At 66.6% G+C, this 15,825-nt stretch carries 15 protein-coding genes; 8 read left to right on the top strand and 7 right to left on the bottom strand.

Annotated elements, in window-relative coordinates:
- Positions 1-47 precede the first annotated feature (47 nt).
- A complete protein-coding gene (ppsA, locus tag KBY70_RS08950) occupies positions 48-2,495 on the top strand; it encodes a phosphoenolpyruvate synthase (protein ID WP_254988220.1) in 2,448 nt (815 codons plus the stop codon).
- A gap of 31 nt (positions 2,496-2,526) precedes the next feature.
- Here the strand turns inward: ppsA and KBY70_RS08945 are convergent, their stop codons facing one another.
- Positions 2,527-3,630 (bottom strand): metallophosphoesterase family protein, encoded by a 1,104-nt coding sequence (locus KBY70_RS08945; protein ID WP_254988219.1) that lies wholly within the window; start codon positions 3,628-3,630, stop codon positions 2,527-2,529.
- A 285-nt stretch (positions 3,631-3,915) separates the two neighbouring features.
- On the opposite strand from KBY70_RS08945, the gene KBY70_RS08940 reads away from it, so the two are divergent.
- The gene (locus tag KBY70_RS08940) at positions 3,916-5,640 is read left to right on the top strand and encodes an NAD(P)/FAD-dependent oxidoreductase (protein ID WP_254988218.1); all 1,725 of its coding nucleotides are present in this window, start codon (positions 3,916-3,918) and stop codon (positions 5,638-5,640) included.
- On the opposite strand, the gene KBY70_RS08935 is transcribed toward KBY70_RS08940, so the two are convergent.
- From KBY70_RS08935 to KBY70_RS08920, 4 genes are all read right to left on the bottom strand, one after another.
- Positions 5,579-5,941, bottom strand: coding sequence for an AbrB family transcriptional regulator (locus KBY70_RS08935; RefSeq protein ID WP_094559890.1), 363 nt, complete (start codon positions 5,939-5,941; stop codon positions 5,579-5,581). The two genes, KBY70_RS08940 and KBY70_RS08935, sit on opposite strands and share 62 nt — an antisense overlap.
- A 163-nt stretch (positions 5,942-6,104) precedes the next feature.
- Positions 6,105-6,917: a peptidoglycan editing factor PgeF gene (pgeF, locus tag KBY70_RS08930; protein WP_094559889.1), complete on the bottom strand. Its 813-nt coding sequence runs from the start codon at positions 6,915-6,917 to the stop codon at positions 6,105-6,107.
- 40 nt (positions 6,918-6,957) lie between these two features.
- Complete coding sequence (locus tag KBY70_RS08925) at positions 6,958-7,887, bottom strand: Tab2/Atab2 family RNA-binding protein (RefSeq protein WP_254988217.1); 930 nt, start codon at positions 7,885-7,887, stop codon at positions 6,958-6,960.
- The gene (locus KBY70_RS08920; protein ID WP_409996042.1) at positions 7,884-9,101 is read right to left on the bottom strand and encodes a S1 RNA-binding domain-containing protein; all 1,218 of its coding nucleotides are present in this window, start codon (positions 9,099-9,101) and stop codon (positions 7,884-7,886) included. The genes KBY70_RS08925 and KBY70_RS08920 overlap by 4 nt, the downstream gene beginning before the upstream one ends.
- 151 nt (positions 9,102-9,252) lie before the next feature.
- Here KBY70_RS08920 and KBY70_RS08915 point away from each other — a divergent pair, with 151 nt between their 5' ends.
- From KBY70_RS08915 to folE, 6 genes are all read left to right on the top strand, one after another.
- A complete protein-coding gene (locus tag KBY70_RS08915) occupies positions 9,253-10,071 on the top strand; it encodes a creatininase family protein (protein ID WP_254988216.1) in 819 nt (272 codons plus the stop codon).
- 64 nt (positions 10,072-10,135) lie between these two features.
- Complete coding sequence (locus KBY70_RS08910) at positions 10,136-10,867, top strand: aldehyde oxygenase (deformylating) (RefSeq protein WP_094559886.1); 732 nt, start codon at positions 10,136-10,138, stop codon at positions 10,865-10,867.
- 74 nt (positions 10,868-10,941) lie between these two features.
- The gene (locus tag KBY70_RS08905) at positions 10,942-11,994 is read left to right on the top strand and encodes a long-chain acyl-[acyl-carrier-protein] reductase (RefSeq protein ID WP_254988215.1); all 1,053 of its coding nucleotides are present in this window, start codon (positions 10,942-10,944) and stop codon (positions 11,992-11,994) included.
- Positions 11,995-12,031: 37 nt separating this feature from the next.
- On the top strand, positions 12,032-13,021 hold the full coding sequence (locus KBY70_RS08900; RefSeq protein WP_094559884.1) for an acetyl-CoA carboxylase carboxyltransferase subunit alpha: 990 nt from the start codon (positions 12,032-12,034) through the stop codon (positions 13,019-13,021).
- A gap of 71 nt (positions 13,022-13,092) precedes the next feature.
- Entirely contained in the window at positions 13,093-13,791 is a 699-nt protein-coding gene (locus KBY70_RS08895; protein WP_254988261.1) for an SDR family oxidoreductase, read from the top strand.
- Between the two features lie 8 nt (positions 13,792-13,799).
- Entirely contained in the window at positions 13,800-14,543 is a 744-nt protein-coding gene (gene folE / locus KBY70_RS08890) for a GTP cyclohydrolase I (protein ID WP_254988214.1), read from the top strand.
- A gap of 18 nt (positions 14,544-14,561) precedes the next feature.
- Here the strand turns inward: folE and KBY70_RS08885 are convergent, their stop codons facing one another.
- Positions 14,562-15,089 (bottom strand): hypothetical protein, encoded by a 528-nt coding sequence (locus tag KBY70_RS08885; protein WP_254988213.1) that lies wholly within the window; start codon positions 15,087-15,089, stop codon positions 14,562-14,564.
- Between the two features lie 45 nt (positions 15,090-15,134).
- Positions 15,135-15,785 (bottom strand): phosphoribosylanthranilate isomerase, encoded by a 651-nt coding sequence (locus KBY70_RS08880; RefSeq protein WP_094559881.1) that lies wholly within the window; start codon positions 15,783-15,785, stop codon positions 15,135-15,137.
- Positions 15,786-15,825: the final 40 nt, after the last annotated feature.

The following is a 15,825-nucleotide window of genomic DNA, read 5'->3' as shown; positions in this document are numbered from 1 at the left end:
CCAGGCCCGTCCAGTGGCGCCAGAGTTGGTCTGGCTGCCCTTGTCGGATGCGCACCGTCAATCCCCTGCCTGCCGAAACCCTGGCTGCTCCCCTGGTGGTGCCATTCGCGGCGGTGGGTCTTGGGGCGATTGCCCAGGTGGGGGGCAAAAACGCCTCCCTGGGCGAGATGATCCGCGAGCTCGCCGGCGCGGGGGTGCGGTTGCCGGGAGGCTTCGCTACCACCGCCGCTGCCTATCGCCACCTGTTGCGCAGCAATGGCCTCATGGCACCGCTGGCGGAGCTGCTCACGGGGCTGGATGCTGACGACCTCGGCGCCTTGCAGAGCGCTGGCAAGGCCGCCCGTAGCCTGCTGCTGGATGCCGAGCTGCCCGCCGATTTGGCCGAGGCGATCCTGGCGGCCTATCGGGAGCTGGCAACACCAGATGGCGGTTTCCCAGCCGTTGCGGTGCGCTCCAGTGCCACCGCCGAAGACCTTCCCAACGCCAGCTTTGCCGGGCAGCAGGAGACCTACTTGAACATCGAGGGTGAGGCGGCCCTGCTCGATGCCTGCCGGCGTTGCTACGCGTCGCTGTTCACCGATCGGGCGATCTCCTACCGCCAGCTCAACGGCTTCGATCACCTCGAGGTGGCCCTCTCGATCGGGGTGCAGCGGATGGTGCGCTCCGACCGCGCCTGTGCCGGGGTGATGTTCAGCATCGACACCGAAACCGGCTTCCGCGATGCGGTGCTGCTCACGGCCGCCTACGGCCTGGGCGAAAACGTGGTGCAGGGGGCTGTCAACCCCGACGAGGTGCTGATCTTCAAGCCCACGCTGGAGCAGGGTTTCGCGCCGATCCTGAGCAAGCGGCTGGGCAGCAAGGCGATCCGGATGGTGGTTGGCCAGGCGGGGAGTGGCGAGGGTGGCGCGCCCGTGCACAACGAGCCGGTGCCCCAGGCCGAGCGCGATCGCTTCGCCCTCAGCGACAACGAGTGCCTCACCCTGGCCCGCTGGGCCTGCCGGATTGAGCGCCATTACAGCGCCCAGAGCGGGTCCCCCACCCCGATGGACATCGAGTGGGCCAAAGACGGCCTGACGGGGGAGCTATTCATCCTCCAGGCCCGCCCCGAAACCGTGCAGTCGCAGCAGCAACAGGCGGTGCTCCGCAGCTGGCACCTGGAGCCTCACCAGGCCGAAACCCTGGTGAGCGGCCGTGCCATCGGCGCCTCTGTGAGCAGCGGCGTGGCACGGGTGATCCGCCACCCCTCCGAGATTGAGCGCTTCGAGAGCGGCGATCTGCTGATCACCGAGCGCACCGATCCCGACTGGGAGCCGATCCTCAAGCGGGCTAGCGGGGTGGTGACCGACCAGGGCGGCCGCACCTGCCATGCGGCGATCATTGCCCGGGAGATGGGCATCACCGCCATCGTTGGCACCGGGGACGCCACCCGCCGCATCCACGACGGTGACCCCATCACGATCAGCTGCTGCGAAGGCGATGTGGGCCGGGTGTACCGCGGCACCCTGCCGTTCTCGGTGACGGAGCAGCCCATCGGCGATCTGCCCGCCACCCGCACCCAGATCCTGATGAACGTGGGCAACCCGGAGGAGGCCCTCAACCTGGCGGCCATCCCCTGCGATGGGGTGGGGCTGGCCCGGCTTGAGTTCATCATTGCCAATCACATCAAGGTGCACCCGATGGCCCTGCTCCAGCCGGACCGGGTTGCCGATCCAGCGGAACGCATGGCGATCGCCCAGCTGACGGCCGGCTACGCCAGCCCGGCCGAGTACTACGTGGATCTGCTGGCCCAGGGCATGGCCCGCATCGCGGCGGCCTTCTATCCCCGGCCAGTGATCCTGCGCTTGTCCGATTTCAAAAGCAACGAGTACGCCAAGTTGCTGGGGGGCGCCGCTTTCGAGCCCAGCGAGGAGAACCCGATGCTCGGCTGGCGGGGCGCCTCCCGTTATTACGCTCCCGCCTTCCGTGACGCCTTCGCCCTGGAATGCCAGGCCCTCAAGCGGGTGCGCGAGGGCATGGGCCTGACCAACGTGATCCCGATGGTGCCCTTCTGCCGCACCCCCGAGGAGGGCGACAAGGTGCTGGCTGAGATGGCCCGCTCCGGCCTGGTGCGGGGCGAGAACGGGCTGGAGGTGTATGTGATGTGCGAGCTACCCAGCAATGTGATCGGGGCCGAAGCGTTTGCGGAGCGTTTTGACGGCTTTTCGATCGGCTCCAACGACCTCACCCAGCTCACCCTGGGCCTGGATCGCGATTCGGCGCTGGTGGCGGAGCTGTTTGATGAGCGCCACGCCACCGTGAAGGCCATGATCCGGCTTGCGATCCAAACGGCCCGGCGCTGCGGCCGCAAGATCGGCATCTGCGGCCAGGCCCCCAGCGATTACCCCGATTTTGCCCGCTTCCTGGTGGAGGAGGGCATCAATTCGATCAGCCTCAACCCCGACGCCCTGATCGCCACCCGGCTGGAGGTGGCCCGTATCGAGGCGAGCCTGGGCTGAGCGCCCGACCAGATTCGCCTCTCCAATCCGTTTAGCCGATCCGCCGCAGTACCGGCCTCTGGCTGGGGCGGATCTGGGCCGGCAGCTGCTGGCTGGCGATCGGCTGCAGGGTGCGCATGTTGTAGGTGGTGTAAACGGTGCGGCCCGTCGTGCTGCCCTCTCCGGCGCCGTCGCCCCGGGGCCAGAAGGCATCGATCAGGGTGAGCGTCTGCACCGGTGGCGAGGGATCCTCCAGCCGACGGCGCGGCCCACTGCCCAGGGCGCCGAGGTTGAGCAGATCCAGCTGGCCCACCCGGCCGGGGAAGTAGGCGTGGTGGTGGCCACTGATGTAGGCGTGGGCACCGGTGCGCTCCAGCAGTTGGCGCAGGGCGTCGCTCTGTTGCAGCACGTTGCCGGGGGTGTCCCTGCCCTGCCCCACCGCATAGAGGGGCAGATGGCCCAGCACAAGGCGCAGCCGGGCCGACTGCGCCGCCGGGCTGCTCAGCTGGCGCTCGGCCCAGGCCACCTGCTCAGCCGGCACGGTGGCGGAGGAGGCATCCCACACCAGCAGGAACAGGTCGTGTTGGCTCACGCTGTAGGCGAACGGGAACCGGCTGGCATCCACGAAGGACAGCCCCAGCCCGTCTTCCTGCCCGCGCCAGTAGCGCTCTGCCTCCTGCCGGTCGAGCCCGAACGCGTAGCGCCCGCCGGAGCGGGCGGAGGAGGCATCGTGATTGCCCATGGTGATCGCCACCGGCAGCCCCGCCCGCCGCAGCGGCGCCAGCAGCTGGCGGTGGAAGGAGGCCCACATGGCACTCAGGTGCACGCGGCTGAGCCCCTGCTTCTGGCCGGCCACCATGTCGCCGCCGCAGAGCACCAGGTCGGGTTTCCAGCTGGGAATCAGCTCGACAGCCCGCAGCACCTCCGGCAGGTAGCTCGTGGAGCCATAGCTGCTGTTGAGGTCGCTGATGGCCACCAGCCGCAGGTCGCCCCGCGGTGGCAGTGCGGATGCCCCGACTCTGTTGGAGCTGGCTGCAGCAGGCCTTGAGGGCAGGCCGGTAGTCGCCCAGGCCCCCAAGGCCAGCCCCGCCAGAGTCAGAACATCCCGCCGCCGCAGGGAGGAGCCTGGCCACTGGTGCATGGGGCGCTCATCCATGGGATGGTCTGCAGGCAAAGGACTGCCCCCTGCTTAGCGCCCGGGGCAAGGGGGATCAATCAAGCCGCTAGGCGCCACAACAGGGTGCCGTGGGCCATGGCTCGCACCACGCACAGCACCGCCAGGGCCATGCAGAGGGGGCAGTGGGTGATCCCCATGGGGCTGGCGCCGTATCAGTTCTCACCCTGGCAGGCCGAGGCGTTGTCCTGACGGCGGACCTCGAAACTGCTGAAATAACGCCATACATCGGCCGCCATCTCCGGTTGGGCCCCCCTGGAGACGGTTGTGCTGCGCCTGAGTGAGCTGAAACTTCCCCTCGACCACAGCGACGCCGAGCTGGAGGCGGCGGCGTGCCGGCGGTTGCGGATTGCTCCCGACCAGCTGCGAGCGGTGCGGCTGGTGAAGCGCAGCGTCGATGCCCGCAAGCCCCAGGCCATCGCCCTGGTGTACAGCCTCGATCTGGACTTAGCCCTCGATCCGCGGGCGGAGGCCCGCCTGCTGCAGCGCTTCGCGGGGGATCCCCACCTGCGGCCCAGCCCCGATACGACATACCACCCGGTGGCCCAGGCCCCCGGCGCTGGGACCAATCCAGGGGTGGCCGTACCGCGTCCGGTGGTGGTGGGGGCTGGCCCCTGTGGCTACTTCGCGGCCCTGCTGCTCGCCCAGATGGGCTTCCGCCCCCTGCTGCTGGAGCGCGGCAAAGCCGTCAAGGAGCGCACGGCCGACACCTTCGGCTTCTGGAAAGGCAACCGCCCCTTCAACCCCGACTCCAATGCCCAGTTTGGGGAGGGGGGAGCAGGCACCTTTTCCGACGGCAAGCTCTACAGCCAGGTGAGCGAGGCGAAGCCCTACGTGCGCAAGGTGCTGGAAGAGCTGGTGGCTGCCGGTGCCAACCCAGACATCCTCACCCTGCATCACCCCCACATCGGCACGTTCAAGTTGGCCACGGTGGTGCGAGGCCTGCGCCAGCGGATTGAGGCCCTGGGGGGTGAGGTGCGCTTTCAGGCTCGGGTGGACGGCCTGGAGTTGGCGGATGGGGATCGCTCCGTGCAGGCCCTACGGCTCCAGAGCGGCGAGCGGATTGCTGCCAGCCATGTGGTGCTGGCCCTCGGCCACAGCGCCCGCGACAGCTTCGCGATGCTGAAGGACGCCGGTGTCGCAATGCAGCCCAAGCCCTTCGCGGTGGGCCTGCGCATCGAACATCCCCAGAGCCTGATCGACCGCGCCCGTTGGGGTGGGGCCACCGGCCATCCGCGCCTGGGCGCCGCCGAGTACAAGCTTGTGCATCACTGCAGCGGCGAAGCCAGCCAGGGCCGCAGCGTCTACAGCTTCTGCATGTGTCCGGGCGGCTTGGTGGTGGGTGCCACCTCAGAAGCGGGCCGGGTGGTGACCAATGGCATGAGCCAGCACTCCCGCAATGAGCGCAACGCCAACAGCGGCATTGTTGTGACGGTCGACCTCGACGATCTGGCCCCCTACGGCGATGGACCCAACGATCCCCTGGCCGGGGTGGCCTTCCAGCGGCACTGGGAGGGCCGTGCCTTCATCGCCGGTGGGTCCAGCTACCAGGCCCCCACCCAGCGGGTGGGGGATTTCCTGGCCGGTCGCCCCAGCAGCGGCGGCGCCAGGGCTGTGCACCCGTCGTACCAGCCTGGGGTGCGCTTTGGCACGCTTGAGGGTTGCCTGCCAGCGTTTGTGCTGGAGGCCATTAGGGAGGCCCTACCGGTGTTTGAACGTCGCATCCCCGGTTTCGCGATGGACGATGCCCTGCTGACGGGGGTGGAAACGCGCACCTCCTCGCCACTGCGGCTGCCCCGAGACAAAACAGCCCTGGAGTGTTGCAACACCCCAGGGCTCTATCCGGCGGGAGAGGGGGCCGGTTATGCGGGCGGGATCCTCTCTGCGGCCATCGATGGCATCAAGGTGGCCGAGCAGGTCGCCTTGGCGATCACTCGTCCTCGTCTTCAGCGCCCAGGGGAACCAGTCGGATCTGCTTGCGACCCAGTTTGATCTCAAATTCGTCGCCGGGTTTGAGATCGAGCATGCCGGTGTAGGCCTTGCCCACCATCAGGTTGCCGTTGAACTGAACCTTGGTGTTGAAGCTGAGCTTGCGGCCGCCTTTGCCGGTTTTGGCGGTGCTACCGAAATCAACACCTTTGGCGTTGAGCAGGGCCTCGTAAAAGGCCGTGAAATTCAGCCGCTCAGAGCCATCTTTCTTGTGGGAGACATAGCCGCAAGCTCGGACGAGATCGGACTTGCTCACATCTCCATGTTCCTTGACCTTTGCGAGGAGGTCAGCGCCAGTGAGCATGGATGAGATTTATGCGAATTCTGCATTATTGCGCAGGATCTGTCCCGACTGCAAGCGAAGGGGTGGGAATCCGGCGTAAATCCGGATCGGTGCTGCGCCAAGACGCATGGATTTCGTCACATCCAGTCGCATGGGCGGCGAAAAAAAAATTTGGTTTCGAACATCAGGTCTGGGAAACAATCCCGCTCCACTGCACCGCTTTCACTTGATCACGGCGCCAGGAGTGAAATAGCAGTGGCTCAGTGGCTGTGCAAAGGGGGCAGATTGCAATGCGTTCAGTCGCAACGCCGAGGTTCTCGAGTTGGCGGCGGGCAGCGGCGCGAATGTCCAGCCGATCGCGCTGGGGATCGGGGTCATCTTGCAGGGCGCCGCAGCAGCGCAAGGCCTCCAACAGGTCCGGCAGGTGTTCCGGCTCGTTGGGCGCCAGGGCCGCCGCCACCTGCTCGCTCACCGCCCGCTCCACCTGGTAGCAAGACCCACTGATCGCCGGACCCAGGGCCACCAGCAGCTCGGCGGCGCGGCTGCCGCTGGCTTGCAGTTGTTGCACGGCCGCGGCCAGGATGCCGCCGGCCACACCCCGCCAACCCGCATGGCAGGTGGCCACCCGGCCCGAAACCGGATCGGCGATCAGCACCGGCGTGCAATCGGCGCCGCAGGCCCAGAGACACTGGCCGCCGCCATCGCTCACCAGGCCATCGGCCTCGGGCCAGGGCTCGGCCGTGGCCTGGCTGGCCGGCAGCACCACGGCACTGTGCACCTGGCGCAGACGGTGCACGCTCACCCCGGCACTCACGTAGCCGGCCAGCACCTCAGGCCCCCGACCCTGCCACTGGCGGGTGAAAAAGGCGTGCTCAAAGCTGCCGAGCAGGTCGCACTGGAGGTAGTGGCCGCCATAGGTGCCCACCCAGGTCCAGCCCGGCAGGCTGTTGAAGTCCCGGTCGGGACGGTCAAAAGGGGGATCGAGCGCTTCGGCCATGGTTGGTGCCGGGTGCCGGTGGTCTCAGGCGTCGGTGGTCTCAGGCGTCGGGGAGGTCGCGCAGCAGCCAGAAGCCCTCGAAGCGCTGGTCGTCCTCGCGGGCCTGGACGGCGAGAAATTGCAGCCCTCCGGCCTGCTGGCGGGCCGCGGCGAAAGCCGTTGCCGCCGCCTTCGCCTCATCGGCCGGCAGATCGCTCAGCAGCCAGCGGTCTTCCAAGCCGGCCTCAAGCACCAGCTGTTGCCCGCTGATCTCCAGGCGCACCGGCTCCAACCCCGCCAGCCAGCCAGCCAGGGCCAGGGCCCGGGAGGCACTGAACAGGCGAATCCCTGGCACCGGCACCTCGGGGGAGAGGTCTGCGGGTAGCGGCACCAGGCCGGCAAATCCCAGCTCCCAGTCGGCGGCGCTGGCGAGGGCGCCCACGGGCAGGGTGGCCCAGCCCCAGCTCTCGCCCCGAGCCGCTTCTGGCAGGGGTACGGCGATCGGGCGGATCGGCTGGGGTGGCGGTGCCAGGGGGCCGGCCATGTAGCCGCTCTCCTGGGGGTAAACGTCACGCTCCCGCTCCTGCAGCCAGGTCACCAGCGCATAGGTGCGCCGGCTGGGCACCAGTTCCAGGCCCAGACCCTCGGCGGCCCGTTGCACCATGGTGCGCATCGAGGCCCGCCAGCAGCGCAGCCGCCGTGGGGGCCCGAAGCCCTTGGCGGCAGCAGCGGCCAGGGCCTGCTCGAGGGCGTCCTTCAGCCAGATCGAGTTGACGCTGGAGGCGGGGCAGGCCTGCACCCAGCGAAAGATTGCAGCGGAGGGCTGTTCTGCGGTCTGCACCTGGGGCGTGGAGCAGATCAGCAGCTCCCAGCGCTTCTTGCCGTCGGGCTCGAGGATGGGCCGTGAGTAGTAGTCGAGCTCCCAGTCGGGGGAGAGGGCGGTTGTCACTGGGGCCTCCACTGGCTCCGCTGGAACAGGGGCCTTGCTCATCCGGCCTGTTGCTCCTGCTGGCGGAGCACCGAGCGGGCGCGGTTGGCACGGTCGGTGGCTTCGTCCATCACCTTGTCTTTGTCAATCAGCAGTTCACCAGGCTGGCCTTCCAGCAGGGCGGTGTTGAGGGCGATGCGACCGCGGCCTGGATCGAGCTCGGTGATCAGGGCCTTGAGCCGATCGCCTTGGCCGAACACCTCGCGCAGCTCGCGCAGTTGACCGCCGGTGATGGCCGACTGGTGCAGCAGGCCGCTCACGCCCCCCAGGTCCACAAACAGGCCGTAGGGCTTGATCGAGACCACCTGCCCTTCCACCAATTGACCCACCTCCAGGTTCTGGAACAGGGCGGCGGTAGCGGCTCTCTTCTCCGACAGCACCAACTTGCGGGTTTCGGGGTTGACCTCCAGGAACGCCGCCCCGAGGGTTTTGCCCACCAGGGCTTCATGGTTTTCACCCTCCTGCAGCTGGGAGCGGGGAATGAAGCCGCGCAGGCCTTCGAGATCGCAGGTGACACCGCCGCGATTGAAGCCGTTCACCTTCACCTGCACCACCTTTCCCTCCTTTTCCAGGGCGCGCACCTTTTCCCAGCTCTGGCGCAGGGCGAGGGCCCGGGCGCTGATGGTCACCATCCCGTCAGCGTTCTGCTCGCGGGTAACCAGCACCTCCACTTCGAGTCCCTTGGGAAAGCGCTCCTTGAGGTTGGTGATCACACCAAGACCGCATTCCGTTTTCGGCATGAACCCCGGTGCTTTGCCACCGATGTCCACGTACACCCCATCACTCTCCAGGCCAATCACCGTGCCGCGCACCACTTCCCCTGTGGTGCCGTGGGGTTCGTGCTCGTCGAGGGCGGCCAGGAACGCCTCCTCGTCAAAATCGAAATCGTCGACGCTGCGGGCCGATGCGCTGCCAGCCTGATCGGCGCTGCCAGCCTGTTTGGCGCTCGAGGAGCGACGCGACTGCTGCTGCTGGCTGGAGTCTGGACCCAGCAGATCGGCCATGGTGAGGCCTTCCATGCCCCCCAGGTCGAAGAGGTCGTCGTCGTTGCGGGCTGGGGTCCGCACCGGGCTGGGGGCCGGAGCGGCGGCGGCCGGAGGTTCCGGAGTTCGGACGGATTCCGGCTCGGCCGACGCCACGACGGACTCGGGTGCTGCCACGGCGGGCTGATCCTTGCGGATCATCAACACCTGGGGCGGCTTGCGCAGCGGGGCCACGGGCTGCGGCCGGGCGGCTCCAGGGGGCACCGGGCGCGATGAACCCGGTGCTGGCGCTGGAGATGACGCAGACGAGGGCGGTTGGTTGCCGGTACCGGCCATCTCCACTGGGGGCTGAGAGCCTCACACTGTAGAGATCAGTTCTGAAGCAATGGAGTCTCGGCGCCACCTGCAACAACTGGCCTGGCCCCAGGTCGAGCAGCTTGCTGCCCGGTGGGGAAGCACGGTGGTGTGGCCCTGGGGTGCGGTGGAGCAACACGGGCCCCATCTCCCCTTGGGCACCGATGGCCTGTTTGCCGAACGGGTGCTGGATGCGGCGCTCGCTGCCCTGGATGCAGACCTGCCGATCCTGCGGCTGCCGCTGCAGTCCATCGGCTTTTCCCCAGAGCATCGGGGCTTCTGCGGCACCCTCAGCCTCCCGCCCGGTCTGGTGATCGACCATGTGGTGGCCGTTGGCCGTGAACTGGCTGCCACCGGGTTTCGGCGGTTGGTGCTGTTCAACGCCCATGGTGGCCAGATCGCCTTGTTGCAAACGGCCGCGCGCCAGCTCCGGGCGGAGTGCCCCGAGCTCGTGGTGTTGCCTTGCTTTCTGTGGAGTGGTCCAGAGGGAATCGCCGAGCTGATCCCGGAGCCGGAGCGCTCCGTCGGATTGCATGCCGGCCTGGTGGAAACCAGTCTGATGCTGCATCTGGCTCCTGAGCTGGTGGGCGAGGAGCGCCCCTGCGATGGCCGCAAGGCTGGCCCCAGCCCGGCGGGATGGAGCTTGGAGGGCGCTGCCCCGCTGGCCTGGCTCACCCAAGACCTGAGCGATTCCGGCGTGATCGGCGATGCGCGGGGTGCTTCGGCGGCGCTGGGGGGCCAGTTGTTTGAACGCCTGGTGGAGGGATGGCGGCAACGCTTCGACGTCCTGTTACGCAGCGCTTGGCCCACGACGGAGACCCCGCCCCCAAGCCCGACAGGTGCCCGGTAAAGCCGGACAGGTGCCCGGTAAGGGTGGCTACAGTTGCTGGATCAGTTCTAAGTGCACGGCCGCCATGGCAACCCTCGCCTCCCCTGCAGTTTCCGAGGCGACTTCCGCCCAGCAACTGCCCGATCAACTGCCCGACTTCAGCACCGACGCCTACAAAGACGCCTACAGCCGCATCAACGCCATCGTGATCGAGGGTGAGCAGGAAGCTCACGACAACTACATCGCCATCGGCACGTTGATCCCCGACCAGGCTGAGGAGCTTGCCCGGCTGGCCCGCATGGAGCTCAAGCACATGAAAGGGTTCACGGCCTGCGCCAACAACCTGGGCGTCACCGCCGACATGCCTTTTGCCAAGGAGTTCTTCGCACCGCTTCACGGCAATTTCCAGAAGGCCCTGGCTGAGGGCAAGGTGACCACCTGCCTGCTGATCCAGGCGATTTTGATTGAGGCCTTCGCCATTTCGGCCTACCACATCTATATCCCCGTTGCTGATCCCTTCGCCCGCAAGATCACCGAGGGGGTTGTCAAAGATGAGTACACCCACCTCAACTACGGACAGGAGTGGCTGAAGGCCAACCTCGAGACCTGCCGTGAGGAGCTTGAGCAGGCCAACCGCGACAACCTTCCTCTGGTGCGCAAGATGCTCGAGCAGGTGGCTGGTGATGCTTCCGTGCTGCACATGGACCAGGAAGATCTGATGGCGGATTTCCTCACGTCGTACCAGGAAGCGCTGATGGACGTGGGTCTCACCTCCCGTGAGATCGCCAAGATGGCAGCGGCGGCCTTGATCGGCTAACCCGCGTCGGCTATCCGTCTCGCCAGGCCGGTCCTGGCGGGATGTAGCGTCGGCGACATCCCTGGGGATTGCCCATGTTCGGCCTCATCGGTCACTCCACAAGCTTTGAGGAGGCCCGTGCCAAGGCCCGCAGCCTCGGCTTTGAGGAGTTTGCCGAGGGCGACTTGGATGTGTGGTGCAGCGCCCCTCCCCAATTGGTCGAGCGGCTCGAGGTGACGAGTGCCACCAGGAAAACGATTGAAGGGGCCTACATCGACTCCTGTTTCGTTCCCGAAATGTTGAGCCGGTTCAAAACGGCTCGGCGCAAGGTGCTCAGTGCCATGGAGCTGGCCCAGAAAAATGGCCTTGACATCACGGCTCTCGGCGGCTTCACCTCGATCATTTTCGAGAATTTCAATCTGCTCAAGGAGCAGCAGATCCGCTCCACAACCCTGGAGTGGGAACGCTTCACCACCGGCAACACCCACACCGCCTGGGTGATCTGCCGCCAGGTGGAAACCAATGCCCCGTTGCTGGGAATTGATCTACGCCAGGCCCGGGTGGCCGTGGTGGGCGCCACCGGTGACATTGGCAGCGCGGTGTGTCGCTGGCTCAGCCAGCGCACCGGTGTCAAGGAGCTGCTGCTGGTGGCCCGTCAGCCGCAACCTCTGCTTGATCTACAGCAGGAGCTGGGCGGCGGGCGGATTCTCAGCCTCGAGGAAGCCCTGTCGGAAGCGGATGTGGTGGTGTGGGTGGCCAGCCTGCCCCAGACCCTCAGCATCGATGCGGCCAACCTCAAGTCGCCCTGCCTGATGATCGACGGGGGCTATCCAAAAAATCTCGACACCAAGGCCAGCGGTGCTGGCATCCATGTGCTGAAAGGGGGCATCGTTGAATTTTTCAGCGACATCACCTGGCAGATGATGGAAATGGCCGAAATGGACAATCCCAAGCGTCAGATGTTTGCTTGTTTCGCTGAAGCGATTCTGTTGGAGTTTGAAGGGATTCACACCAATTTCAGTTGGGGGCGCAACAACATCACCCTCGACAAAATGGATCTGATTGGAGCCGCCTCCGAGCGCCACGGTTTTCAGGCCCTGGGTCTGGCCCTGCAGTCCGATCCCAGCCCAGCGCTAACCACGGCCTAGTTCGTTCCTCCTCCTCTTCCCTCCCAACATCCCCGCCATGGCTCGCCGCGCCCTGCTGGAGTTTGAAAAACCGCTGGTTGAGCTCGAGGAACAGATCGAGCAGATCCGCCAACTGGCCCGTGATTCGGAAGTGGATGTGAGCCAGCAGCTGCTGCAGCTCGAAACCCTCGCCACCCGCCGTCGCAAGGACATTTTTGATGCCCTGACGCCCTCTCAGAAAATCCAGGTGGCTCGCCACCCCCAGCGCCCCAGCACCCTGGACTACATCCAGGTGATTACCGATGAGTGGCTGGAGCTGCACGGCGATCGCCGTGGCAGCGACGACCAGGCGCTGGTGGGTGGCGTGGGCCGTATCGGTGATCAGGGCGTGGTGCTGCTGGGCCACCAGAAGGGGCGCGACACCAAGGAAAATGTGGCCCGTAACTTCGGGATGGCCTCACCCGGGGGCTACCGCAAGGCGATGCGGCTGATGGAGCATGCCGACCGCTTCCGTCTGCCGATCCTGAGCTTCATTGACACCCCAGGCGCCTATGCGGGGGTGCTGGCGGAGGAACAGGGTCAGGGCGAAGCCATTGCGGTGAACCTGCGCGAGATGTTCCGGCTGCGGGTGCCGATCCTGGCCACCGTGATCGGCGAGGGCGGTTCCGGTGGGGCCCTCGGCATCGGCGTGGCCGACCGGCTCCTGATGTTCGAGCACAGCGTTTACACCGTGGCCAGCCCGGAAGCCTGTGCCTCGATCCTCTGGCGGGATGCAGGCAAGGCCTCAACGGCAGCTGAAGCCTTGAAGATCACCGGTCCCGATCTGCTTCAACTGGGCATTGTGGATCTGGTGCTGCCGGAGCCCTCCGGCGGCAACCACTGGGCTCCCTTGCAGGCCGCCGAAACCCTCAAGACCGCCCTGCTGGAGCAACTCGCCGAGCTGCAAACCCTCAGCGAGACCCAATTGATTGAGCAGCGCTACGCCAAGTTCCGGCGCATGGGGCGCGTCCTGGAGAGCGAGACCCCAGATCCCTCCCGCAGCTCTTAAGGTTTCCTTCGGTTCCATCGACGCCCTGGCGTTTGCTCTTGTCTGATCCAACGCCTAAGGCGCCTGTGGCCCTGATCTCCGGAGCCTCCCGGGGAATCGGTGCCACGGCGGCACGGCTGTTCGCCGCAGCCGGCTACGACCTGCTGTTGCTGGCCCGCCCATCTCAGGAGTTCGATGCCCTGGCTGGCGAGCTGGGCCAGAGCGGTCGCCGCGTTGAGACCATCGGCCTCGATTTGGGCGATCCCGCAGCCGTGGGACCCGGTCTCGACGACCTCTGCGGCCGTGGCCTCATCCCTTCCGTGGTGATCAACAACGCCGGCATGGCCTACACGGGCCCCCTGGCGGAGATGCCCCTGGAGCAGTGGCAGCGGGTGATGCAGCTCAACCTCACGGCGGTCTTTCAGCTGTGTCAGGCGCTGGTGCCGCGCCTGCGGGCGGCTGGTGGTGGTCACATCATCAATGTGAGCAGCCATGCCGCCCACAACGCCTTTCCCGACTGGGGTGCCTACTGCATCAGCAAGGCCGCCTTGGTCTCCTTGAGCCGCTGCCTGGCTGCTGAAGAACGCTCCCACGGGATACGGGTCAGCACCCTCACCCTGGGTGCGGTGAATACGCCCCTCTGGGAGAGCGAAACCGTCCACAGCTCCTTCGATCGCCGTGCCATGCTTGATGTTGAGCGGGCGGCCGAAGCCCTGCTGTATCTGGCCCAACGGCCCGCCACTCTGGTGGTGGAAGACCTCACCCTCATGCCGGCCGCCGGCGCGTTTTGAGCCCCTCCATGACCTCGACCCTGCCCTCCAGTCTTTCCTCCCGCGCGAGTGCCCCGGAGGCGGGTCCGTTGCCGGTGAGCCTGCGGATCCGTGAGCGCTTGGATGCGGCAGGTGTGGCCTATCTCGCCAACGACAACATCGCCGAGCATCTCAAGGAGGGCGAGCTCGATCAGCTGGAAATTGAAGTGGCCGGCAAGGTGCGCGAGCTGCTGCGCAGCTTGGTGATCGATATCGACAAGGATCACAACACCGACGAGACGGCCGAGCGGGTTGCCCGGATGTACCTCCACGAAGTGTTCAAGGGCCGTTATCACCACCAGCCCAAGATCGCCAGCTTCCCCAACGTCAAGAAGCTCGACGAGATCTACACCGTAGGCCCCATTTCAGTGCGATCGGCCTGTTCTCACCACCTGGTGCCGATTCTCGGCAATTGCTGGATCGGCATCAAGCCTGGCGAGCGGGTGATCGGGCTGTCGAAATTCTCACGGGTGGCTGATTGGGTGTTTTCCCGCCCCCACATCCAGGAAGAGGCGGTAATGATCCTGGCCGATGAGATTGAACGCCTCTGTGAGCCCCAGGGCCTGGCGATCCTGGTGAAAGCCCAGCACTACTGCATGAAGTGGCGGGGCGTCAAAGAACCCCAAACCAGCATGGTTAATTCGGTGGTGCGGGGCGATTTTCGTTTGGATCCCAGCCTCAAGGCTGAATTCTTCGAGTTGGTCAAGCAGCAGGAAGCGGTGCTGTCCACCTGAGTCTCTGGGCTCTCGCCGTTAAGGAGTCGGCCGCACCGGGCCAAGAGCCGGTGAGGCCTGGCGGTTGGCGCCTCCCTCTGGTGTTGCCACCGTCACGACCACCATCACTTCTGCCGAGACATCCTGGGGTTGGAGCACATAAGTGGGGCCGCTGGCCAGGCTGATCAGTAGCCACTGGCTAGCCCCAGGAGTGCGGCGGTACCAGTGGAAGGCCTGCGGCGGCAAGGCGGCCAACACGTCGGCAACGGCGGTGGCCTGGAGCACCTGGCCCTGCACCGCCTCTCCCTGCAGCACCAGCTGCTGCAAGCCATCGATCTGCTGCTGCACCGCGCTTTCCTGGGCCAGGTCGGCGCTGATCTGCTGGCGCAGCGCGCTGATCTGGGCCTGGGGATCGGCGCTCACCCCCGGCACGCAGGAGAGCTGACCATCTACCAGCTGGCAACCCACCAGGTCCTGGGCCTGCAGGGGCAGCATCAGGGCGGGCGTCGCTGCACCGGCCAGAGCGAGCAGCAGGGGCAGGGGAGCGAAACCAGAGAGGCAACCCATCATCGCGGCGTGAACACAGCCTGATCTTGGCCGCAAAGGCCGACCTCAGCCAAGTTCGCCCCGTACGGCAGCCACCAGCGCCTGCACCAACGCCAGATCCTTGTCGCCAGGAGCCCGCTCCACACCGCTGGACGCATCCAGCCCCGTGGGCGTCAGCTGGGCCAGCAGCGGCGCCACCCGATCGGCCCGGATGCCCCCCGCCAGCCACCAGGGCAGGGGCGGAGTGAAACCCGCCAGCCACTCGCTGGGAATGCGGTGGCCCGTCCCCCCCAGCTGGTCGGGCACCCAGGCATCCAGGAGCAGGGCATCCACGGCGTGGGCGTAGTCCCACGCCTGTTTCAGGTCGTGGGGGCTGCGGATCCGCAGGGCCTTCCAAACCGTGCAGCCCAGGCTCGCCCGCAGCTGGTGGCAGCGCTCCGGCGTTTCCGAGCCGTGTAGCTGCACCACCCCATGGCCTTGGCCGCCGGCCAGCTCCGCCAGCTGCCGGTCGTCGGGATCGGCCACCACCAACACCCTCTGGCAGAGGGGGGCGGCCGCCTGAACGGCGGCAAACAGGGGTGGCCGTTGGCCTGGCTCCAGGTAGCGCGGCGATCCGGGCACGCCGATCACGCCGATCGCATCGACCCCCAGGCAGGCCACCGCCGCCGCCTGCTCGGGATCCCGCAGGCCGCAAATCTTCAGCAGGGGGGACGTCATGGCTTGGGCGCGTGCCGTTGGGCCTTTCTAGGATTCATGC

Source organism: Cyanobium sp. ATX 6E8, from assembly GCF_024346335.1.
Lineage (GTDB): Bacteria > Cyanobacteriota > Cyanobacteriia > PCC-6307 > Cyanobiaceae > Cyanobium_A.
The sequence above is the reverse complement of the archived record's forward strand: the minus strand, read 5'-3'. Positions and strand labels throughout refer to the sequence as shown.

Bases quoted from the DNA above. Each gene is read 5' to 3' on its own strand.
- ppsA (WP_254988220.1), top strand. From the start codon at position 48: ATGCGCACCGTCAATCCCCTGCCTGCCGAAACCCTGGCTGCTCCCCTG.
- KBY70_RS08945 (WP_254988219.1), bottom strand. From the start codon at position 3,630: ATGGATGAGCGCCCCATGCACCAGTGGCCAGGCTCCTCCCTGCGGCGG.
- KBY70_RS08935 (WP_094559890.1), bottom strand. From the start codon at position 5,941: ATGCTCACTGGCGCTGACCTCCTCGCAAAGGTCAAGGAACATGGAGAT.
- pgeF (WP_094559889.1), bottom strand. From the start codon at position 6,917: ATGGCCGAAGCGCTCGATCCCCCTTTTGACCGTCCCGACCGGGACTTC.
- KBY70_RS08925 (WP_254988217.1), bottom strand. From the start codon at position 7,887: ATGAGCAAGGCCCCTGTTCCAGCGGAGCCAGTGGAGGCCCCAGTGACA.
- KBY70_RS08915 (WP_254988216.1), top strand. From the start codon at position 9,253: ATGGAGTCTCGGCGCCACCTGCAACAACTGGCCTGGCCCCAGGTCGAG.
- KBY70_RS08910 (WP_094559886.1), top strand. From the start codon at position 10,136: ATGGCAACCCTCGCCTCCCCTGCAGTTTCCGAGGCGACTTCCGCCCAG.
- KBY70_RS08905 (WP_254988215.1), top strand. From the start codon at position 10,942: ATGTTCGGCCTCATCGGTCACTCCACAAGCTTTGAGGAGGCCCGTGCC.
- KBY70_RS08900 (WP_094559884.1), top strand. From the start codon at position 12,032: ATGGCTCGCCGCGCCCTGCTGGAGTTTGAAAAACCGCTGGTTGAGCTC.
- folE (WP_254988214.1), top strand. From the start codon at position 13,800: ATGACCTCGACCCTGCCCTCCAGTCTTTCCTCCCGCGCGAGTGCCCCG.
- KBY70_RS08885 (WP_254988213.1), bottom strand. From the start codon at position 15,089: ATGGGTTGCCTCTCTGGTTTCGCTCCCCTGCCCCTGCTGCTCGCTCTG.
- KBY70_RS08880 (WP_094559881.1), bottom strand. From the start codon at position 15,785: ATGACGTCCCCCCTGCTGAAGATTTGCGGCCTGCGGGATCCCGAGCAG.